Origin of the sequence: Serratia sp. ME47, assembly GCF_903970925.1 — a bacterium.
Classification (GTDB): Bacteria; Pseudomonadota; Gammaproteobacteria; order Enterobacterales; family Enterobacteriaceae; genus Serratia; species Serratia ureilytica.
Window position 1 is genome coordinate 97,510 of record NZ_CAJCKE010000008.1, and the last position, 20,223, is coordinate 117,732.

General features: G+C 60.1%; 18 protein-coding genes. 12 read left to right on the plus strand and 6 right to left on the minus strand.

The features are described from left to right. Positions 1 to 39 precede the first annotated feature (39 nt). From H7A77_RS10885 to H7A77_RS10905, 5 genes are read left to right on the plus strand one after another with little or no spacing between them, the layout of a single operon-like run. Complete coding sequence (locus H7A77_RS10885) at positions 40 to 1,317, plus strand: glycosyltransferase family 2 protein (RefSeq protein WP_042784486.1); 1,278 nt, start codon at positions 40 to 42, stop codon at positions 1,315 to 1,317. Beyond that, positions 1,317 to 2,765: a radical SAM protein gene (locus tag H7A77_RS10890; protein ID WP_142075508.1), complete on the plus strand. Its 1,449-nt coding sequence runs from the start codon at positions 1,317 to 1,319 to the stop codon at positions 2,763 to 2,765. Before H7A77_RS10885 ends, H7A77_RS10890 begins: the two co-directional genes overlap by 1 nt. A gap of 3 nt (positions 2,766 to 2,768) precedes the next feature. Beyond that, the gene (locus tag H7A77_RS10895) at positions 2,769 to 3,578 is read left to right on the plus strand and encodes a hypothetical protein (RefSeq protein WP_015377860.1); all 810 of its coding nucleotides are present in this window, start codon (positions 2,769 to 2,771) and stop codon (positions 3,576 to 3,578) included. Continuing rightward, positions 3,575 to 4,747, plus strand: coding sequence for an MFS transporter (locus tag H7A77_RS10900; protein WP_182074170.1), 1,173 nt, complete (start codon positions 3,575 to 3,577; stop codon positions 4,745 to 4,747). Before H7A77_RS10895 ends, H7A77_RS10900 begins: the two co-directional genes overlap by 4 nt. A gap of 22 nt (positions 4,748 to 4,769) precedes the next feature. Further along, a complete protein-coding gene (locus H7A77_RS10905) occupies positions 4,770 to 5,582 on the plus strand; it encodes a hypothetical protein (RefSeq protein WP_072627656.1) in 813 nt (270 codons plus the stop codon). Positions 5,583 to 5,612: 30 nt separating this feature from the next. On the opposite strand, the gene H7A77_RS10910 is transcribed toward H7A77_RS10905, so the two are convergent. After that, positions 5,613 to 6,806, minus strand: coding sequence for an MFS transporter (locus H7A77_RS10910; protein ID WP_149542910.1), 1,194 nt, complete (start codon positions 6,804 to 6,806; stop codon positions 5,613 to 5,615). Between the two features lie 149 nt (positions 6,807 to 6,955). On the opposite strand from H7A77_RS10910, the gene H7A77_RS10915 reads away from it, so the two are divergent. Continuing rightward, on the plus strand, positions 6,956 to 7,873 hold the full coding sequence (locus tag H7A77_RS10915; RefSeq protein ID WP_182074171.1) for an ABC transporter substrate-binding protein: 918 nt from the start codon (positions 6,956 to 6,958) through the stop codon (positions 7,871 to 7,873). A 57-nt stretch (positions 7,874 to 7,930) separates the two neighbouring features. Here H7A77_RS10915 and H7A77_RS10920 read toward each other — a convergent pair whose 3' ends face one another. Next, positions 7,931 to 9,706: a sigma-54-dependent Fis family transcriptional regulator gene (locus tag H7A77_RS10920; RefSeq protein ID WP_069100347.1), complete on the minus strand. Its 1,776-nt coding sequence runs from the start codon at positions 9,704 to 9,706 to the stop codon at positions 7,931 to 7,933. Positions 9,707 to 9,981: 275 nt separating this feature from the next. Here H7A77_RS10920 and H7A77_RS10925 point away from each other — a divergent pair, with 275 nt between their 5' ends. Continuing rightward, complete coding sequence (locus H7A77_RS10925; RefSeq protein WP_042784478.1) at positions 9,982 to 11,502, plus strand: aldehyde dehydrogenase family protein; 1,521 nt, start codon at positions 9,982 to 9,984, stop codon at positions 11,500 to 11,502. Positions 11,503 to 11,562: 60 nt separating this feature from the next. Here the strand turns inward: H7A77_RS10925 and adhP are convergent, their stop codons facing one another. The 3 genes from adhP to H7A77_RS10940 all read right to left on the minus strand — a co-directional run bounded on the left by adhP (position 11,563) and on the right by H7A77_RS10940 (position 14,868). Then, on the minus strand, positions 11,563 to 12,579 hold the full coding sequence (gene adhP, locus H7A77_RS10930) for an alcohol dehydrogenase AdhP (protein WP_033643042.1): 1,017 nt from the start codon (positions 12,577 to 12,579) through the stop codon (positions 11,563 to 11,565). Between the two features lie 197 nt (positions 12,580 to 12,776). Then, positions 12,777 to 14,066, minus strand: coding sequence for a bifunctional sulfur transferase/dioxygenase Blh (gene blh / locus H7A77_RS10935; protein ID WP_182074172.1), 1,290 nt, complete (start codon positions 14,064 to 14,066; stop codon positions 12,777 to 12,779). Between the two features lie 16 nt (positions 14,067 to 14,082). After that, positions 14,083 to 14,868 (minus strand): sulfite exporter TauE/SafE family protein, encoded by a 786-nt coding sequence (locus H7A77_RS10940; RefSeq protein WP_033650426.1) that lies wholly within the window; start codon positions 14,866 to 14,868, stop codon positions 14,083 to 14,085. 191 nt (positions 14,869 to 15,059) lie between these two features. On the opposite strand from H7A77_RS10940, the gene H7A77_RS10945 reads away from it, so the two are divergent. After that, positions 15,060 to 16,295 carry an FAD/NAD(P)-binding oxidoreductase gene (locus H7A77_RS10945; protein ID WP_182074173.1) on the plus strand — a complete coding sequence of 412 codons (1,236 nt, stop codon included), beginning with the start codon at positions 15,060 to 15,062 and terminating at the stop codon, positions 16,293 to 16,295. A gap of 127 nt (positions 16,296 to 16,422) precedes the next feature. Next, positions 16,423 to 16,716 (plus strand): SelT/SelW/SelH family protein, encoded by a 294-nt coding sequence (locus tag H7A77_RS10950; RefSeq protein ID WP_033643038.1) that lies wholly within the window; start codon positions 16,423 to 16,425, stop codon positions 16,714 to 16,716. Positions 16,717 to 16,722: 6 nt separating this feature from the next. On the opposite strand, the gene H7A77_RS10955 is transcribed toward H7A77_RS10950, so the two are convergent. Beyond that, a complete protein-coding gene (locus H7A77_RS10955) occupies positions 16,723 to 17,664 on the minus strand; it encodes a LysR family transcriptional regulator (protein ID WP_182074174.1) in 942 nt (313 codons plus the stop codon). Positions 17,665 to 17,761: 97 nt separating this feature from the next. Here H7A77_RS10955 and H7A77_RS10960 point away from each other — a divergent pair, with 97 nt between their 5' ends. From H7A77_RS10960 to fabZ, 3 genes are all read left to right on the plus strand, one after another. Then, positions 17,762 to 18,961: an MFS transporter gene (locus tag H7A77_RS10960; protein WP_108680707.1), complete on the plus strand. Its 1,200-nt coding sequence runs from the start codon at positions 17,762 to 17,764 to the stop codon at positions 18,959 to 18,961. 94 nt (positions 18,962 to 19,055) lie between these two features. Further along, positions 19,056 to 19,550, plus strand: a complete 495-nt coding sequence (locus tag H7A77_RS10965; RefSeq protein WP_025302805.1) for a TIGR00645 family protein — start codon at positions 19,056 to 19,058, stop codon at positions 19,548 to 19,550. Between the two features lie 188 nt (positions 19,551 to 19,738). Next, positions 19,739 to 20,194 carry a 3-hydroxyacyl-ACP dehydratase FabZ gene (fabZ, locus tag H7A77_RS10970; protein WP_033643035.1) on the plus strand — a complete coding sequence of 152 codons (456 nt, stop codon included), beginning with the start codon at positions 19,739 to 19,741 and terminating at the stop codon, positions 20,192 to 20,194. Positions 20,195 to 20,223 lie beyond the last annotated feature (29 nt).

Genomic DNA, 20,223 nt, shown 5'->3' on the forward strand with positions numbered 1-20,223 from the left:
ATTTCTAACTGTGGACTTTCATTAGCCCTTGGAGGATCTATGCGTGATACTGTTTTTGTGTCTGTCGTACTGCCCGTTTATAATGAAAGCGACCGTATTGAGGCGGTTTTACTTTCGCTGTTCAATCAGCACACCAAGAATGAATTAATCACCCACGACACTTACGAACTGATTGTCGTTGATAACAACTCCACCGATGATTCCGTCGCTAAAATAAACGCGTTTAGTGAAAGGCATCCGGCTATGGCCATTCATGTTATCGCCGAAACGGTGCAGGGTGTCTCCTCGGCCAGAAAACGCGGCATGGACTATGCGTCGCTGCGTTCTAAAGCCCGCGACAGCCGGCTGGGAAATAAACGCAAGCACTATATCGTTTCCGCCGATGCCGATTGCACCGTGGATGCATTTTGGCTTTACGAGCTGGTGAATACCATGATCGAGCAACAAGGCGACCTGGGCACCTGCAACTATTACTACCCTCCCGCAGAGTTTGAGCACCGCCCCAACCTGTTCCGCGAGATCCAAAAAACGCTGCGTCTGCGCGAATTTTCGTTCTCCCTGTTCGGCGGCTTCCCCGACGGCAAAGGGTTCGGGGTGGAGCGCAGCCTGTATGACGCGGTAGGCGGCATCGAAATCTTCTACCAGCTCAACCATGGCCGCTTTGTCGAACACCTGTCCGACGACTGGGACTTCGGCATTAAGGTCATCGCCTACGGCGGCAAGCCGGTTTACGCTCGCCATGCTTACGTTGAGATCAACAGCCGCCGGGTGGACACCATTCTCGATGAGGTGATCAACGGCATCGCCTATGGCAAGGACGGCATCATTATCATGAAGGATGTCCGGCCGGACGTTGAGCGGCAGAAAACCGCGCTGGCGGACGCCACGCCGGCGGAGGCGAAACAGGCCTGGGACTACTCGGTCAAGGACTACACGCCAAAGAATATCTTACTGCCGGTGCTGCTCAATCCGTATCTGCTGTTGGAAAACAGCGAAGTGCGCGATTTCTTCTCCGGCCCGCTGGCCGACAGCCTCTACCGCCGCATTCACGAGTTGAAACACGAGATGCGCATCATCGATTTCAAACCGATCCATGCCTATAAAACCCCCGCCTATCGGCTCTACCTCGAATTTCGCGATGCGCTGTTTGCCGCCATGCGGCGCGCCGTCGGTGATGATATCGGCTTCCCGCCCGCATTGCCGGCCTGCTTCGATACGGTCAAAGACGAGGATTTCACCCGCTTTGTTTATTACTTCTGTGAAGACCGCGAGTCCGGCGAAGCCCACAACTATTTCGGCAACGGAGGGGTATTCTGATGAACGACGAAGCCTTGCACTCATTGCTGGATATCGATGAAAACTATCCCACGCCGCGGGTGAACGCGTTCCTGGCGCAACCGGAAAACCGGGCCTTTCTGGAGTACGTCCATAAGGATCCGTTCGGCTGTCACGTGTTCCCCGGCGATCTCGTCGATTACCCGCTGGCCGCTTTTTTTGCCGATATGGAGGCCGACATTCGCCAGGCGGGCAAAATCCACCTCTGGGCCTATATCCCGACCTGCCGCTATCGCTGCCATTTTTGTCAGTACCCCACGGTGATCCTCAATCCCAAGGCGCCCGCCTCTCAGGCGGTATTCCGCGATTTGGTCGATTTCAACATCAAGGAGGCGCAAATGTGGCTGGCGCGCGTGCCCAGCCTGGCCGAAGTGGAAATCGGTGAATTCAACGTCTTTGGCGGCACGCCGTCCTTGCTGCCGGAGCCGGAACTGCGCCGCATGATGGCCTTCTACTTCAGCCACTTTAACTTCGCCAACGCCACCCTGCGCTTCGAAGGGGAGCCCGGCACCCTGAACAAAGCCTATCTGGCGCTGCTGAAAGAGCTCGGCTTCAGCAAAATCAGTTTCGGCACCCAATCCTTCAATGACGACATCATCACCGCCTGCGGGCGCATGCACTCGGCCGAAGAGTGCGTGGAGACCATTCATCATGCGCGCGCGCTCGGCATTGATTGGGTCAGCGTGGATCTCATTTACGGCATGCTGGGCCAAAGCGTGGACGACGTGAAATACGACATGGAAAAAACCCTCGAGCTGAATCTGTCGCACGTCGTCTGCACCAAGCTGCACATGGATGAGTTTATTAAAAATCGCACCGGTGTCTCGGGCGAGCGCGAAAGCCTGTGGCAGAAAAAGGGGCTGATCAGCATCAACAACCTGCGCTTCCCTGGGCTGGGCAAACAGTACCAAATGCGCGAGCTGGTCGAGAACTACCTGAATGGCGGCTATACCGAACACCCCACCATGTACTTTCACCGCAATGATCAACAGCCGGAAAAGTGGAAATCGCTCATCACCGATCTCGACAAGCAGTATCCGGAAGTGGCGATCGGTTTGGGCGGCAGCTCCAAATCGACGCGATCCGAAGCCATCAACATCACCGGTTACAAGAAGTACAAGGAGGCGCTCAACCAAGACCGCCTGCCCATCGAGGAAAGCCGCGGTTTCTCCCCGATCCAGCGTGAAGTGAACGCCTTCAAAATGGCGCTCTCCACCTTGCTGCCGGTGGACGATCGGGTGTTTAAACGGCGCTTTGACGGCAACAGCCTGTTTGCTAACCCGGTCATCCGCCGCACGTTGAAAATCCTGGTGGATAAAGCGCTGGTCACCGTCGATGGCCCGTGCGTGACGCTCACGCCCATCGGCGTCACGCTGGTCGAAGCCATTATCAATACCCAATTTTCCGCCGCATTCGCCAATCAGGAGTGAAAGATGACGACGACAGTCTCCGATCCCAAACCGGTATTCAGCTTCTATTACATCGGCATCGATACCGAAGCCGGCGTCACGCCACAACAGTTTGAAACCTTCGTGCGCGAACAAGGCGTGCATATCCCCTGTTATCCCGGCTGGCGCTGGACGTTGCTGCGCGGCCTGCGCGGCGAACGCGTCGGGCAATACCTGATGCTGTACGAGATTGACAGCGCCGAGCAGCGCGATCGTTACGTCACCGCCACCGGGCAGCGAACGGCGCACGCGCACGAATTCTGGCGGCGGCATGCCGCCGCGCAGGAAATCCTCGCCGAGTGGCGAAAACTGGGCACCTACAGCCTGCTGCCGACGCTGTTCAGCGATTATCGCCTGCTGGCTGAGAACAGAAAAAGCGACGTGCCGCCCGGTCCGCGCTACCGGGAACGGCCGGGCGAACCGCCCGAGGCGCGCATTATCGGCATCCACAATCTGGCGCTGCGCGAAGGCGTGACCCCGGCGCAATTCGAACGCTTTATCGCCGAAAATCACCATCGCATTGAGGATTATCCGGGCTGGAAGTTTCACTTGCTGAAGGGAGAGCGCGGCAATCGGCTCGACCAGTACGCGGTGATGATGGAAATCGTCAGCCTGGCGGCGCTGGACGTGTTCTATCCGGAGCCCGATATCGCCACCGCCGAAGCGGCAACCTTCGCCAAAGCGCATCGCGACACCAAGCAAATGTATGAAGAGTGGAAGCAACTGGCGTCATTTTCCGGTTCACCGCAGATTTATACCGATTATCTGTCCGTCGCGCAGAGCCGATCGTCATGATGCTGCCTTGGCTAACCGGCGAGGCCGCAGAGAATCATCGCCGGCAAATCGCCACCCGAGCGATCTTCTTCCTCGCCGGGTTGGGCATGGCCGCCTGGGCGCCGTTGATCCCTTTCGTGAAAGCGCGATTGGGCATCGATGACGGCGCGCTCGGTTTGCTGCTGTTTTGCCTCGCCGCCGGCTCCATGGCGATCATGCCCTTCGCCGGGTATCTGATCGCCAAACTGGGGTGCCGCGCCGTGTTGCTGGGCGCTGGCGCCTTGCTGTGCATCGACTTGCCGCTGTTGGCGTTACTCGATGCTCCGCTGTTGATGGGGGCGGCATTGGGGGTATTTGGCGCCGTCAACGGCATCATGGATGTGGCGATGAACTCACAGGCGATAATCGTCGAGCGGGAGAGCGGCCAGGCGAAAATGTCCGGTTTTCATGGCTTCTACAGCCTTGGCGGCATTGCCGGCGCCGGCGGCGTCAGTCTGTTGCTGCTGGCGGGCCTCGCCCCGGTCCAGGCCATCGGCCTGATCGCCCTCCTCATCGCGATCCTGCTGCTGATCGTCGCCGGCGATTTACTGGCGCACGGCGGCATCGGCGAGCGGCGACGGGGCGGCGCGCGGTGGGCGCTGGCCCACGGCAAGATCCTGTTTATCGCCCTGCTCTGTTTCTTCGTGTTCCTGACCGAGGGGGCGATGCTCGACTGGTCGGCATTATTCCTGCATGCCGAGCGCGGCGTGGCCAAATCGCAGGCGGGGATCGGGTTCACGCTGTACGCCGTCGCCGTGGCCTGCGGGCGGCTGTATGGCGACAGGCTGATCGGCGCAATCGGGCGCTACCGCACTCTGCTGCTCGGCAGCCTGTGCGCCGCGGCAGGCGTGCTGTTGACCGTCACCGTCCCTCTGGCATCGGCCGCCTTTGGCGGGTTGATGCTCGCCGGCCTGGGCATCGCCAACATCGTTCCCATTCTGTTCAACGCCGTCGGCAATCAAAAACAGGTGCCGCCCGGCCAGGCGTTTCCGGCCGTGACGCTGGTCGGCTATCTCGGCTTATTAACCGGCCCGGCGCTGATCGGTTTTATCGCCAATTACACCAGCCTGGCCCTGGCTTTCGGCTGCACGTTGCTGTGCCTGTTGCTGGTCAGCATCAGCGCCAAAGCCGTGACGAACACATCTCACTAACTTAACTTGCGAGGATCGTTTAATGCATGCATCAACCACGCCGGTTTTCTCCCTGCACTACGTGGGAATCAACCTGAAACGGGGCGTCGCCTCGGATCGTTTCGAAGCGTTCGTTCGCCGTAAAGGCGTCGCCATCCCGGCCTATCCCGGCTGGCGATGGACGCTGCTGCGCGGCCTGCGCGGCGAGCGTGAAAATCAGTACCTGATGGTTTATCAGGCTAAAGACGCCGCCACCTACGCGCGCTATATCGACGGCAACGGCGAGCTGACCGACGAGGCGCACGCCTTTTGGCGGCAGCGTCCGGAGGCCGCCGCGCTGATTGAGGAGTGGAAAACCTTCGCGACCTTCGCCGAACTGCCGACCCTTTACACCTGTTACCGTCTGGTGGCCGAGAATAGCCGCAGTTCATTGCCGTCCGGCCCCAATTACCGCAGCGAACCAGGGAAGGAAAGCATTCAGCGTGTCATCGGCATTCATAACCTGGCGCTTAAAGCGGGCGTCTCGCCCGAGCGGTTTGAACGGTTCATTACCGACAACATCCACCGCGTGGAAGACTACCCGGGCTGGAAGTTTCACCTGCTGAAGGGCCAGAGCGGCAACCGGCTGGACCAATACGCGGTGATGCTGATCATTGAAAGTCTGGCGTCGCTCAACGCGTTCCATCCGGAGCTCGATGTCTCAACCGAGCAAGCGCTCAGGTTCGTGGCCGAGCATCAGGACACCGAACGCATGTACGACGAGTGGAAAACACTGGCGTCGTTCTCCGGCGCGCCGCAAATCTACACGGATTACCTGGCGATTGGCGGCAACGAAAATGACGCCCATCCGGCGTAAACCGCACGGCGGCGTTGAGCGCCGCCGCTTTCACGGCCGCCGTTCGCCGAACGGCGCCAGCTTCATGCCGATAAGCGTCACCACGCAGATGAGCGCCCCGGCGTAGAAGGTGGAGGCGGAACCGAACAGCTCCCACAGGGTTCCGGCTCCCAGACTCGCCAGCAGCAGCGCCACGCCGCTGATCAGATTGAACATGCCGAACGCGGTGCCGCGCAGGTGCGCCGGCGCGGTATGTGCCACCATCGCCGCCAATAGCCCCTGGGTCATGCCCATGTGCACGCCCCACAGCGCGACGCCAAAAAGCACCCCGCCCCAATGATCGCTCAGCGCCAATACCAGGTCGGCGGCGATCAGCACCAGCAACCCGGCTTTCAGCAATCCTTCATGGCTCATGCGGTCGGACAGTTTTCCGAACGGATAGGCCGAGCAGGCGTAGACCAGATTCATGGCGACCATCACCAGCGGGATCAGCGCCAGCGGCGTGCCGCCCTGCTGCGCCTTCAACACCAGGAATGCTTCACTGAAGCGCGCCAGCGTGAAGATCGCGCCGATGCTCACCACCCACCAATAGCTGCGCCCCAGCAGCCGCAGGTTGGCGCGAGTGATCGGGTTGGTGCGCTTGTGGGTTATCGCGGCGGCCGGCTCTTTCAGGCCGAAAAACAGCAGCGCAATCGCCAGCGCCGCCGGGATCGCCGCCACCCAGAAGATGGCGCGAAAATCGTTGTGCCACAGCAGCATCAGACCGACGGCCAGCAGCGGCCCTAAAAAGGCGCCGACGGTATCCAGCGACTGGCGCAGCCCGAAAGCCGCGCCGCGAATTTCCGGCGGCGTCACGTCGGCCACCAGGGCATCACGCGGCGCCCCGCGAATGCCTTTGCCCACGCGATCCAGCAGGCGCGCGCTCATCACCATGCCGGACGACGACGCGATGGCGAAAAACGGTTTGCTGATGGCGCCCAACCCGTAGCCCAGCAGCGCCAGCCCTTTGCGTTTGCCGAGGTAATCGCTGAGCACGCCGGAGAACACCTTGACGATCAACGCCGTCGCCTCCGCCAGCCCTTCGATCAGACCGATGACAATCACGCTGGCGCCGAGCGTCGTCGCCATAAACAGCGGCAACAGGCTATGGATCATTTCCGAGGAAACGTCCATCAGCAGGCTCACGCCACCCAATACCCACACGCCGCGCGGTATGCGGCCCAACGTAGCGAAACGCGACGGCATGGTTCATCCTCGATCGATTCAGCGCCGCCAGAGGCGCCTCATGATTTTTCCAAGATTGGTTAGTTGATTTTGTTCGTTCACAGATCTGCAGCCTTTAGAGATAGTGCAACGACCGTGTGACATCCATAATAATGAAGGTAATTAACATAATGATATATAGCAAAAAGATGATAGTGATTGCGGCGCTGCTGAGTTTTTCCGCCGCCGCCGCACCGGGCGTGGATCTCGTCGCCAACGAAACGCCGATCCACACGGTGAAGAGCGCCGAAGCCGTGGCCAAAATCCCCGCCGGCTTCCGGTTCGTGGAACCCGGCACGCTGACGGTGGCCATTTCCCTGCTGGGCAGCGGCCCGCCGTTCGGCCTGTACGCCCGCGACAATAAAACGGTGATCGGCAGCGAGGCGGACATCGCGCGCCTGCTGGCCGACGGTTTGGGGCTGAAACTCAGGCTGGTGCCCACGTCGTGGGAAGACTGGCCGCTGGGGGTGGCCTCCGGCAAATATGACGCCGCGGTTTACAACATCACCGTGACCAACGAACGCAAAACCAAATTCGATTTCGCCACCTATCGGCAGGATACGCTGGGCTTCTACGTCAAGTCCGACAGTAAAATCACCCAGATCAAAACGGCGCCGGATATCGCCGGTAAAAAGATCATCGTCGATTCCGGCACCAATCAGGAAGCGGTGCTGCTGGCCTGGGACAAGGAGAACCGCGCCAAGGGATTAGCGCCGCTGCAGCCGGTGTACGTCACCGATAAGGCCGCCTCCACGCTGGCCATTCAGTCCGGCCGCGCCGACGCCACCTTCGGGCCCAACGTCTCCGGCGCTTATCAGGCGCGGCTGACCGGTAAAACCCGGCTGGTGGGCATCGTGCCCGGCGGCTGGCCGAAGACCGCCAACATCGCCGTCACGCTGAAGAAAGGCAACAGCCTGGTGGACGCGGTGCAGGCTTCGCTCAACAGCGCCATCGCCAACGGCAGTTATCTGCAGGTGTTGGATCGCTGGGCGGAGAGCGACGAGAAGATTGCCCATTCCGAGATTAACCCGCCGGGACTGGGGGATTGAGAGAGCAACAAACAGGCCCCGCGCAGCGGGGCCTTATCGCCGGTCAATCGATAAGCGTCATTCCTCTGCCGCTTTTCGCCTCCCCAGCTTGCGGTACAGCGTGCTGCGCGAAACGCCGAGCGCCTTCGCCGCCCGGCTGAGATTGCCGCCCGCCCTGTCGATCGCCGCCTGCAGATCCTCGCCGCCGGCGTCGGCGCATGCCTGACGCGGCGACAGTACCGCGATCGACTGCGGCAGATCGTCCAGGGTGATCACCGCGCGATCGTCCGCCAGCGCCAGCAGCACCTTGAGCGTACTTAACAATTGCCGCACGTTGCCGGGCCACGGATAGCGCGCCAGCATCGCCAGCGCCTCCGGCAACAGGCGAATGTCGCGCCGTTCGCCGCCCAGCTCCCGCCACAGCTGCAGAATGAACGCCTCCAATTGCGCCCGCTCTCTGAGCGGCGGGATGCGCAGGCTGTATTCCTGTATGCGATACAATAAATCTTCGCGAAACGCCCCCGTTTGCACCTGCCGATGCAGATCGTGGTGCGTCGCGCAAACCAGCGCGAAATCGACCGCATAGGCGCTGCGGCTGCCGAGCGGCGTGACCGTTTTCTCCTGCAACACCCGCAGCAGGCGCGTTTGAAGGCCCGCCGGCATGTCGCCGATTTCATCGAGGAACAGCACGCCGCCGTCCGCCTCGCGGATCTTGCCGATATAGCCTTTGGGGTTGGCGCCGGTAAACGCCCCCGGCGCATAGCCGAACAGTTCGGACTCGATCAGCGGTTCCGGCAGCGCCGCGCAGTTGATCGCCACAAAGTTGCCGTTGCGCCAGCGACTTTCCTGAAACAGGCGGCGGCTGAAGTGCTCCTTGCCGCAGCCGGTTTCGCCGGTCACGCACAGAGAAAGGCCGGCGTTGAGAATACGCAACGCTTTCTGATGCTGCTCGTCGTGCCGTTCCGCCGGCGGCGTCGAACGCAGAGCGCTAACGCGGCGTTGGGGCGCCTCGAGCAGCGAATAATAGTGCCGTTGATTGCCGGCCAGCGTCTGGCGCGGCGCGCCGGAGGGTTGCCGCAACAGATCGGGGAACAGCTGAGCGAATTCAAGCGAGCCGAATGCGGCCGGCGAGAGTTGGAACTCGACCATCGCCAGCCGATTGGCGGCGATCAGCACTTCGTCGTGAAACACCAGCAGCAGTTCCTGCGCGCTGCCCAGGCGGCCAGCGTCGGCGTGCAAGCGCAGCGTCCAGTGACGATCGGCGATCGCGCTTCTGACCCAGCGGTGTTCGATATGGCGCACCGCCTGCATGATCAGGCGCTGCGCATCAGGATACGGGCGCTGGGCCGGGGCAGAGAGATCCAGTATGCCGGCAATATGGCCATCCGGCCGGTAGATCGGCGCGGCGGTGCAGTTCAATCCGGCGTTTTGGTTGAGAAAATGCTGATCGCCGCGCACTTCGCAGAAAGCGCCCAGCGCCAGCGCAGTGCCGATGGCGTTGGTGCCCCGCTCCGCTTCTCCCCACTGGTTGCCCGGCGCCAGCGCAAAGCGCGACGCCTTGTGCAGAAAATCGTGATTGCCACGGGTTTCCAACACCAGCCCGTCGGCGTCGGCGATCACCACGATGGCCGGTTGACGCGTAATTTGCGCGCCCAACTGTTCGATCAGCGGCTGTACCCGTTGCGGCACCCAGTCGTTGCGGCTGCGCAGTTCTTCGAGCAGACCGGCTTTGATAAACGGGATATGTTGATCGGCGCGCGTCAGGCCGTAACTGCGGCTGCGCTGCCAGGATTCCGCCAGCGGGTGGGTCAGCAAACTGGCGCTCTCAGTGAGCAAGCGATCGTCAGGCAACATGCGTTTCTCCCCCGGCTGCAAGTGTTGCAAATATGTATCATGGATGTGTATCAGGCGTTGCGACACGGAACACAAAAAATCATCGGCGGCAGCGGAACCGCTCGATTGGCTTACCCACATCAGTGCTTAACGTTTTAATAAATAGCCATTTTTTTACGAATACTACGTCCGTCGCTAATCTGGCACGGGGCGTGCTTCTCTGTGCTGCGGCGACAGGCCGCACTCACAGGCGCAGCGCAATAGCGCCGGTTATCATCTGCAGAGAGGTGCTTCACATGAAATATGTTCACCCCGGTTTGCCTGGCTCGCTGGTTTCGTTCCGTCCACGCTATGGCAACTACATTGGCGGCAAATTTGTCGAACCGGTATCCGGCAACTACTTCACCAACACCTCGCCGGTGACCGGCCAGCCGATCGCCGAATTCCCGCGTTCCGACGCCAAAGACATCGAACTGGCGCTTGACGCGGCGCATGCGGCGGCGGACGCCTGGGGTAAAACCAGCGTGCAGGAACGCGCCAATGTGCTGTTGGCGATCGCCGATCGCATCGAGTCGCGGCTGGAGATGCTGGCGCTGACCGAAACCTGGGACAACGGCAAACCGATCCGCGAAACCCTGAATGCCGATCTGCCGCTGGCGGTCGACCATTTCCGCTACTTCGCCGGCTGCCTGCGCGCGCAGGAAGGCACCGCGGCGGAGATCGACCAAAATACCGTGGCCTACCATATCTATGAACCGCTGGGCGTGGTCGGCCAGATTATCCCGTGGAACTTCCCGCTGCTGATGGCCGCCTGGAAACTGGCGCCGGCGCTGGCGGGCGGTAACTGCGTGGTGCTGAAACCGGCGGAACAGACGCCGCTCGGCATCAGCGTGCTGATGGAAGAGATCGGCGATCTGCTGCCGCCGGGGGTGCTCAACGTGGTGCAAGGTTTCGGCGCCGAGGCCGGCGAAGCGCTGGCGCGCAGCAAACGCATCGAAAAAATCGCCTTCACCGGCTCCACGCCGGTCGGCCGCCACATTCTCGCCTGTGCGGCGGAGAACATCATCCCCAGCACCGTCGAGCTGGGCGGCAAATCGCCGAACATTTATTTTGAAGACATCATGCAGGCGGAGCCGGCGTTTATCGACAAGGCGGTTGAGGGGTTGGTGCTGGGCTTTTTCAACCAGGGAGAGGTTTGCACCTGCCCTTCACGCGCGCTGATCCAGGAGTCCATCTACCCGCAGTTCATGGAGAAAGTGCTGGCGCGTATCGCCACCATCCGCCAGGGCGATCCCTTCGACACTGAGACCATGATCGGCGCCCAGGCGTCAAAACAGCAGTACGACAAGATCCTGTCCTACATCGACATCGCTAAAAACGAGGGCGGCAAAATCGTTGCGGGCGGCGAGCCCGCTCAGCGCGGCGACGAAGTGCAAAACGGTTTCTACCTGCAGCCGACGCTGATCACCGGCGACAACAGCATGCGTTTCTTCCGCGAGGAGATCTTCGGGCCGGTGATTGGCGTCACCACCTTCAAGGATGAGGCCGAAGCCCTGGCGCTGGCCAACGACACCGAGTTCGGGCTGGGCGCCGGGCTGTGGACCCGCGACATCAACCGCGCCTACCGCATGGGACGCGCGATCAAGGCCGGCCGCGTATGGACCAACTGCTACCACCTATACCCGGCGCACGCCGCGTTCGGCGGCTACAAAAACTCCGGCATCGGGCGCGAGACCCACAAGGCGGCGCTGTCGCACTATCAGCAGGTGAAAAACCTGCTGGTCAGCTACGACGCCAAACCGCTGGGCCTGTTCTGAAGCCGGCGTAATGAGATAACAAGAAGGCCACCCGCAGGTGGCCTTCTTTTTTCGCGTGGCCTACTTCGCCATGCCGAGATCGATCACCATGCGACCGCGAATGGTGCCCGCCTTCATCTCCTCGAAGATGGCGTTGATATCGCCCAATGGCCGTTTGGTCACTTTCGGCGTCACTTTGCCTTCGGCGGCGAACTGGAACGCCTCTTTCAGATCTTCGCGCGTGCCCACCAGCGAACCCACCACCTGAATGCCGTCCAGCACCAGGCGTGGAATGCTCAGATCCATACTCTCCGGCGGCAGCCCCACGGCCACCACTTTACCGCCGGCGCGCACCGCATTGACCGCCGAGTTGAAGGCGGCTTTCGCCACCGCCGTCACCACCGCCGCGTGAGCGCCGCCGGTTTGCTGCTGAATGATCTCCTCCGCGTTTTGCGTTTTGGAGTTGATCGTCAGATCGGCGCCGATCTGTTTGGCGAACTCCAGCTGGCCATCATTGACGTCGATGGCGATCACTTTGGCGTTAAACACGTTCTTGGCGTACTGCAACGCCAGGTTGCCCAGCCCGCCCAGGCCATAGATGGCGATCCACTGCCCCGGCTTGATATCGGAAATCTTCACCGCCTTGTAGGTGGTGACGCCGGCGCAGGTGATGCTGCTGGCGGCGAAAGAATCGAGCCCGTCCGGCACTTTCACCGCGTAGTCCGCCACCACGATGCACTCTTCCGCCATGCCGCCGTCAACGCTGTAGCCGGCGTTTTTCACCGAGCGGCACAGGGTCTCGTTGCCGCTGACGCAGTATTCGCAGTGGCCGCAACCCTGGTAAAACCAGGCGACGCTGGCGCGGTCACCCACTTTTAACGAGGTGACGCCCTCACCGACGGCGGAGACCACGCCGATGCCCTCATGCCCCAACGTAATGCCCGGCACCTCGCCGAAATCGCCGTTTTTCACGTGCAAATCGGTGTGGCACACCCCGCAACACTCCATTTTCAACGCCGCTTCGCCGTGCTTCAGCGGGCGCAGTACTTTATCCTGAATGTCTACGGTATGGTTTTTCGTCACTACGGCAGCTTTCATGGTGTTTTCCTTAGCAGTGTGGGAAGTACAGTTGTTAATGTAGTGACTGTATTCGGCGAGGGCAAGCGCCGCGTGTTTTGTGTAAAAACAAATAATTAAATATGAATCAGTCTGATTATTTCATAAAAAACCATTAACAGACGGCGCGATCGCCTTGAGATTGGCAGCCGTGAACAATCGCGCCTCTCTGGCTTGATTTACCCCTTGAAGCGATTAACAGGGATTTTGAGGTAGTGCCGCCCATCATCTTCGCAATCAGGCAGAACGCCGCCGCGAATGTTGACCTGCAGCGCCATCAGCATCAATTCCGGATGCGGCAACGTGGCGTCTCGCTGCTTTCTTTGCGCGATAAATTGGGCTTTATCCATGTTGGCCACCCAGGGGTTGTTCTCGCGCTGCTCTCGCACGGTGCTTTCCCAGCGGGCCTCACGCCCCGCCGGGCGATAATCGTGGCCGGTAAACAGGCGGGTATCCGCTGGCAGGCTCAAGATCCGCTGCAACGAATCCCACAGGGCTTCCGCATTTCCGCCGGGGAAATCGGCCCTTGCGGTGCCGCTGTCAGGCATGAAAAACGTATCGTGAATAAACGCCGCATCGGCAATGTGATACGTGACGGAAGCCAGGGTGTGGCCAGGAGACAGCAAGACTTCAGCGCGCAGGTTGCCGATAAAAAAGACGTCCCCATCCGCAAACAGCGCATCCCACACGGTCTCGGCGGGAGGCAGTTCCTTCAAATTATAGATGTCTTGCCACAGCCCCTGCACGGCGGTGATTTTTTCGCCTATGCCGCTGAGGGCGCCGGTTTTCTGCGCCAGCCAGGTTGCGGCAGAAAAATGGTCGGCATGCGGGTGCGTATCCAGCACCCAGGCCACGCTCCACCCTTGCTGCCGGATAAAGCTCAAAATGGTGTGCGCCTGCTGATGCGATACCGTGCCCGATCGGCGGTCAAAATCCAGTACCGGGTCGATGATGGCGCAGCGACGCGCCTCGGGATCGGCGACGACATACTGCAGGCTGCCGCTTTCCGGCTCATAAAATGCGTGCACTTGCGCATGAGACTGAACGGACTGATGCCGGCGATACCAGCTGAGCGCCTTATCGGCATCCGCGCCATATTCTTCGCATTGGCTGCGGAATCGCGCTTCATCGATCCGCCCTTCGCGCAGCGCATGCAGTAGAGCAAGGCAGGCTGAGCGCGCCCCGCTACGGCAGTGCGCCAGGGTCTTCTTGCCTCGCCGCAACAGGTAATGGAAGGTATAAACGGTCTCCCAGGTCAGCGTGTCGAACGTGTAAGGAAGATAGACGTAGTCTATGCCCATGCCTTCAGCCAGCGTTTTCTCTTGCTGATGGGATAGATGCTCCCCCGGTTCTTCATCTGGCCGGTTGTTGACGATAAGCCGGTAGCCTTGTTGATGCAGGGTAGCGAAATCACTCGCTGCGGGCGCCCCCGAAAAGGAGAGCTGATGATGGTATGTACGGATGCGCATATTTTTTCCTTCTGTCTTATAAGCTTTTAAAAAGCATATAAAGGGCCAGCACCAAGAGCATGGCGGCGTAGAGCACACGGATAATGTCCTCGCGTTTCTTCAGGCGTTCGGTGAGCGCAACCCCCACGACGCCCCCCAGAACACCGCCGACGATCAGCCAGCACGTGATGACGAGCGACACCTTGCCGGACAAGGCATAGCTTGCGCTCGTCGATAAACCCATGGCAGAAACCACCACCAGCGAGGTGGCCACCGCTTCAAGCAGCGAAAAGCGGAAAAACCAGAGCAGCGCCGGCACCACTAAAAATCCGCCGCCGATACCCAGAAAGCCGGCCACCGCGCCGAGCGCCAACACGCTGAGCCACACGATGGCGGGATGAAAGGTTGCATCCGGGGAAGCCAACCCGTTGCCGGCCCGGTGATTTTTTTTCAGCGTTAATCCGGCGACAATCAGCATCAGCAAAGCGAAAGGCAGGGTTAGATAGCGCCCGTCCGTGATTTTTCCCATCTGTGAACCTGCCAGCGTCCCGGCCACCGCGACCAGCGACACGACAATGCCGGTTCGCCACCGGACGTTTCCTTTGGCGGCGTGCGCAAAAAGGTTGAGCAGCGCACTGACGGCGACGGCCATGGCGCTGGTACCTATCACCAAATGCGTATCCGGGATTTGCACCATATACAGCAGCAGCGGCACACAAACGATGGAGCCGCCTCCGCCTGTCAGGGCCAAGAGAAATCCGACTATTCCTCCGGTTATCACCAATAACATCAGGGTATAAAAAGTAAAATGGAAAAAATCCAATGCGTTAATTCCTGAACGGTGTTTGTGGCATTTATTAACGATCAGTTCGCATTGATTGTCAAATAACTTATTACATTTAGCTATTACATATAGCTAAATCGAATATGTGATTTTCAATATAACCATAAGTTCTATGAATTCCCTTTTAATTTGGGCACCAACCCCCTACTTTCTTATGAAAGGAGGCCTGCATGAAACCGGAAAAAATAAACACCCAGAAAAAAGTTGTTGTTATTGGCGGTGGTTCATCTGGAATAAGCGTCGTGGCAAGCATAAGGAAGCGAGTTAAAGGCATTGATATAACGGTAATTGAACCTGGCGACTGTCATTATTATCAACCGGCATGGACCTTGGTGGGCGGCGGGCTTTTTGATATCAATAAAACGCGGCGTTCCATGCGCGCCGTCATCCCCCCAGGAACCGCATGGATTCAGGATAGCGTGGTCAGAGTGGAGCCCGGCCAAAAATATGTCGAGACTCGCCAAGGGCAGAAAATAAACTACGACTTCCTTATTGTTGCCTGCGGCCTCGTTTTACGTTGGGATAAAATAGAGGGTCTTGAAGAAACGTTGGGAATGAATGGCGTCACCTCTAATTATCGTTTTGATCTTGCGGAATACACCTGGAAACTGGTTCGTGAAATGCAAGGCGGCGAGGCGATATTTTCTCAACCACCAATTCCGATAAAATGCGCCGGCGCGCCGCAAAAAGCCTTATACCTTTCATGCGATCACTGGCGGCGACAAGGTGTCCTTAATAATATTAACGTCAATTTTTGCCTGGCGGGCGCGGCGGTATTCGGCGTGCCGCAATTTGTTCCTCCGCTGACCGATTACTTGAAAAAATACCGCGCACAGGTCAACTTCCGGCATAATTTAGTTCGCGTTGATGGGCAGCGTCGGCAAGCGACCTTTTCTCTGGACGGTGATGAAGAAGGCAAACGCGAAGTGACACTGCCCTTCGATATGCTGCACGTAGTGCCGCCGCAATCTGCGCCGGCGTTCATTTCGCAAAGTGGGTTGTCTGACGAGTCAGGTTGGTGCGACGTGGATAAATTCACCCTACGGCATACGCAGTGGCAGACGATTTTTGCGGTTGGCGACTGTTGCGCCACGCCAAATGCCAAAACCCTGGCGGCGGCTCGCAAACAGGTGGTGGTGGTGGCAGAGAACATCGCGGCGCAGCTTAACGGCGCTCCTGATGCGGCACGGTATGATGGTTATGGCTCCTGCCCATTGACGGTAGAGAAAGGCAAGGTTGTTCTGGCGGAGTTTGGTTACGACAGTAAATTGCTCCCCACCTTTCCTTTGTTCGACAACACGCATCCCAGCCGTATGGCATGGTGGCTGAAGGCCTGGTTTTTACCCAAATTTTACTGGGCGGGCATGCTGCGCGGGGTCGAATGGTTTGCCAAAAGCAAGCCATAGCGACCGTCATCGTTATCCGCGCCTCGCGGCTTCCGCAGGCGCTTGACTATTTGGCGATACACAGCCACCATCGCTTGCGAGCCATCAGGCTGATTGCAAGCCGTCACCACTAACCGGTCGATCAACGATGAAAAATGCCCCCGCCGTTACGATTCACTACTGTTCACAATGCAATTGGTTGCTGCGCGCCGGCTGGATGGCGCAAGAGCTGCTCAATACCTTCGGCGACGATCTCGCCTCCGTCACCCTGATGCCGGGCACCGGCGGGGTGTATCAAATCAGCGTCGATGGCGTGATGATTTGGGATCGCAAAATTGACGGCGGCTTCCCCGATGCGGCGCAGTTAAAGCAGCGGCTGCGCGATCACAGCTTTCCCGAGCGTTCCCTCGGCCACAACGACGGCAAAAAAGCCCGGCACTGAACGGCATCAGCCCGCTGCCGGCGGCCGCGCGCCGAGAATGCGCGGCATCACTTCTTTCATCATTTCCATGAACTTGCGCAGGCGAGCCGGGTAATAGCTGGCGTAGGGATACAGCAGGTAGATAGGCAGCGGCGCGGCGCGCCAGGCCGGCAACACGGTTTGCAGCGCCCCGTCGGCCACATCGTCCCGCACCAGCCAGGAGGAGACAATCGCGACGCCCATCCCCTCCAGCGCCGCCTTGCGTACCGCGTACAGGCTGTCGGTGCTCAACCTCGGCGTGATATCGAACCGCCCCTGCTCGCCGCGCTCAACATGGGTCAGCACCACTTCATTGCGATAAAAACTGTTCAACGCCAGCCACGGCAACCGCGCCAAATCGTCAAGACAGCGAACCGGCTCTCGGCTCGTCAGCAGCGCCGGCGACGCTACCGTGCTGCGCGGCACCTCCGCCAGCAACACCGCCACGACCGACGGATCGGTCACCGCACCGACGTGAATGGCGCAATCCACGCCTTCGGGAATAAAGTCCGGAGAATGATCGTTCAGCGTCCACTCAACGTAAGTTTGCGGGTAGCGCCGCAAGTACTCGCCCAACGGACCGATCAGCTGATCCTGGCCGAAAGCGTGCGGCGCCCGCACGCGCAACACCCCGACCGGTTCGTCGCGCGCGCCGCCCAGCCCTTCTTCCAGGCTTTGCCATTGCTCGATCAGCCCCCGCGCCTGGCGGTAACAGCGCTCGCCGTCGTCGGTCAGTTTGAGGGCGTGAGTCGTCCGCTGGATCAGTTTGGCGCCCAGCAGCTGCTCCAACGCCTGCAGACGCCGACTGATCGTCGGTTGTGAGGTGCCCAGCTGCTGCGCCGCCGCCGACAGGCTGCCGCTTTCGACGATGCGCACCAGCGTATGCAGCAAAGTTATGCGGTCGCCGTTGGGTAAATTAATTTTATTCATACGTTAAGTGTATAACAGTTTTACCTGCGAGGGGGCTACAGCGGAATGAAGCAAGCGGTAAAAATGGCCGCACATTCACTTTGCAGGGATCTTTGCCATGAGCACCACCGCCACCAACGGCGCCCCGTCCGCCAACGTCGTGTTTCTGCTGGCCGCCGGCGCCGGCCTCAGCGTCGCTTCAATCTATTACAGCCAGCCCATGCTCGGCATGATGGGCGCCGATTTCCACGCCGGCGTCGCCGATGCCGGCATGGTGCCGACGCTGACCCAGTTGGGTTATGCGCTGGGCATTTTACTGTTGGCGCCGCTGGGCGACCGGTACGATCGCCGGCGGATCATTCTGATCAAAGGCGCGCTGCTGACGCTGACGCTGCTGCTTTGCGCGTTTGCCGCCTCATTCCCGCTGTTATTGCTCAGCAGCCTGGCGATAGGCCTGACCGCCACCGTCGCCCAGGACATTATCCCCGCCGCCGCCACGCTGGCGCCGGAGGCCAGCCGCGGCAAAACCGTCGGCGCGGTGATGACCGGGCTATTGGCCGGCATTCTGCTGTCGCGCGTGTTCAGCGGCGCGCTCGCCGAGTTCGCCGGCTGGCGCAGCGTTTACGCGCTGGCGGCGCTGGGCGTTTTGCCGATCACGCTGGCTATCTGGCGCATGTTGCCGCGTCTTCGCCCCCATAACGCGCTGAGTTACCCCGCGCTGCTGCGCTCGCTGGGGCATCTGTGGGCCGCGTATCCCGAGCTGCGGCGTGCAACGCTGGCGCAAGGCTTTCTGTCATTGGGCTTCAGCGCTTTCTGGTCAACGCTGGCGTTGATGCTGGCGGAGCGCTACCAGATCGGCAGCGCGGCGGCCGGCGCGTTTGGTCTGGCGGGGGCGGCGGGTGCGCTGGCGGCGCCGTTGGCGGGAAGCCTGGCCGATCGGCACGGCCCTGACGCCGTGACCCGCATCGGCGCGGCACTGGTCCTGGCCGCCTTCGCCCTGATGTTTCTGCTTCCGCTGTTGCCGCTCCCGGCGCAGCTGGCGCTCATTGCGCTGAGCACCGTCGGATTTGATCTGGGCATCCAGGCGACGCTGATCGCACACCAGACCATCGTCTACGGTCTTGATCCGGCGGCCCGCAGCCGCTTGAACGCCCTCTTGTTCACCGGCGTATTCATCGGCATGGCGACCGGCGCCGCCCTCGGCAGCCGCATTCTGGCAAGCGCGGGCTGGCCGGGCGTCGTGGCGCTGGCAACCGCGGCGGGGGCCGTGGCGCTGTGGATCCGCTGCGGGCGCAAAACGGCGCGCGTAGCGGCCTGATATCGCCCTCTACTGGCGCAAGCGGTTGATTTCACCCAGGCCTCTTGCGCTATACTGAGCGCCCTTTTTGCTACGCATTCAAAACAATTTTATGATGGAACGCTTGCTAGAAAACGCGATGTACGCCTCCCGATGGCTGCTCGCGCCGGTTTATTTCGGCCTTTCACTGGCCCTGGTCGCCCTGTCTATCAAATTTTTTCAGGAGATCCTGCACGTCCTGCCCAACATTTTCTCCGTCGCTGAAGCCGATCTGATCCTGACCCTGCTGTCGTTGGTCGACATGGCGCTGGTCGGCGGGCTGCTGGTGATGGTGATGTTCTCCGGGTACGAAAATTTCGTCTCGCAGTTGGATATCACCGAAGGAAAAGAAAAGCTGAGCTGGCTGGGCAAAATGGACGCCACCTCGCTGAAAAACAAAGTCGCCGCGTCTATCGTCGCCATCTCGTCCATCCATCTGCTGCGGGTGTTTATGGACGCCAAGAACGTGCCAGACAACAAGCTGATGTGGTATGTGATCATCCACCTCACCTTCGTGCTCTCCGCCTTCGTGATGGGTTATTTGGACAAGGTGACCCGCTCCAAGCACTAAACGCGCCGCCACGCCCGATCGTCAGGATCGGGTGTCTTCCCCTCCTTCGCTGTTTCCCAACCGTCGTCGCCGTCATGTCTTTCATCTGGCACATCTGATGATAATTTTATTATAATGTCATTACACTCATTATGGACCGAACGCCGGCCATCGCGCCGGATTCGCCGCAGACAGGATCACGCTCCCCCATGCCATTACATGGTCACCCCCTGCAATTCCACGATATTCAGGCGATTCTGCCTCATCGCTATCCCTGTCTGTTGGTCGATCGCGTGCTGCCCGCCGGCACCTGCATCGCCGAAGGGCGGCTGAGCGCCATCAAGAACATCACCGCCAATGAGCCGACGTTCTGGAGCGGCCATGCGCGCTTCGCCGGTTTTCCTGGCGTGCTGTTGGTGGAAGCGCTGGCGCAAAGCACCGGTCTGCTGGCGCATTACTATCTCGGGGCGCTTAACGAAGGGGAACATTACTACTTCGCTTCCATTCAGCGGGCGCGGTTTTATCGCGCCGCCCGTCCCGGCGACCAGGTGTTGATGGAGGTCGCCTTTGTACGCCGGCGCGGCGCGATCGCCCGCTTCACCGGCCGTGCCAGCATCGATGGCCGGCGCATTTGCACCGCCGATTTCATGTGCGCCCGTAAGTAAACAGGCCGCTTGCCAAAGGAGCCCTGCGA

What these genes read in the sequence shown, in the direction of transcription:
- H7A77_RS10950 (WP_033643038.1), top strand. Translation starts at nt 16,423, where the DNA reads ATGAAAAATGCCCCCGCCGTTACGATTCACTACTGTTCACAATGCAAT.
- H7A77_RS10965 (WP_025302805.1), top strand. Translation starts at nt 19,056, where the DNA reads ATGGAACGCTTGCTAGAAAACGCGATGTACGCCTCCCGATGGCTGCTC.
- H7A77_RS10945 (WP_182074173.1), top strand. Translation starts at nt 15,060, where the DNA reads ATGAAACCGGAAAAAATAAACACCCAGAAAAAAGTTGTTGTTATTGGC.
- blh (WP_182074172.1), bottom strand. Translation starts at nt 14,066, where the DNA reads ATGCGCATCCGTACATACCATCATCAGCTCTCCTTTTCGGGGGCGCCC.
- H7A77_RS10910 (WP_149542910.1), bottom strand. Translation starts at nt 6,806, where the DNA reads ATGCCGTCGCGTTTCGCTACGTTGGGCCGCATACCGCGCGGCGTGTGG.
- H7A77_RS10890 (WP_142075508.1), top strand. Translation starts at nt 1,317, where the DNA reads ATGAACGACGAAGCCTTGCACTCATTGCTGGATATCGATGAAAACTAT.
- H7A77_RS10900 (WP_182074170.1), top strand. Translation starts at nt 3,575, where the DNA reads ATGATGCTGCCTTGGCTAACCGGCGAGGCCGCAGAGAATCATCGCCGG.
- H7A77_RS10915 (WP_182074171.1), top strand. Translation starts at nt 6,956, where the DNA reads ATGATATATAGCAAAAAGATGATAGTGATTGCGGCGCTGCTGAGTTTT.
- H7A77_RS10955 (WP_182074174.1), bottom strand. Translation starts at nt 17,664, where the DNA reads ATGAATAAAATTAATTTACCCAACGGCGACCGCATAACTTTGCTGCAT.
- adhP (WP_033643042.1), bottom strand. Translation starts at nt 12,579, where the DNA reads ATGAAAGCTGCCGTAGTGACGAAAAACCATACCGTAGACATTCAGGAT.
- H7A77_RS10925 (WP_042784478.1), top strand. Translation starts at nt 9,982, where the DNA reads ATGAAATATGTTCACCCCGGTTTGCCTGGCTCGCTGGTTTCGTTCCGT.
- H7A77_RS10905 (WP_072627656.1), top strand. Translation starts at nt 4,770, where the DNA reads ATGCATGCATCAACCACGCCGGTTTTCTCCCTGCACTACGTGGGAATC.
- H7A77_RS10960 (WP_108680707.1), top strand. Translation starts at nt 17,762, where the DNA reads ATGAGCACCACCGCCACCAACGGCGCCCCGTCCGCCAACGTCGTGTTT.
- H7A77_RS10920 (WP_069100347.1), bottom strand. Translation starts at nt 9,706, where the DNA reads ATGTTGCCTGACGATCGCTTGCTCACTGAGAGCGCCAGTTTGCTGACC.
- H7A77_RS10885 (WP_042784486.1), top strand. Translation starts at nt 40, where the DNA reads ATGCGTGATACTGTTTTTGTGTCTGTCGTACTGCCCGTTTATAATGAA.
- fabZ (WP_033643035.1), top strand. Translation starts at nt 19,739, where the DNA reads ATGCCATTACATGGTCACCCCCTGCAATTCCACGATATTCAGGCGATT.
- H7A77_RS10895 (WP_015377860.1), top strand. Translation starts at nt 2,769, where the DNA reads ATGACGACGACAGTCTCCGATCCCAAACCGGTATTCAGCTTCTATTAC.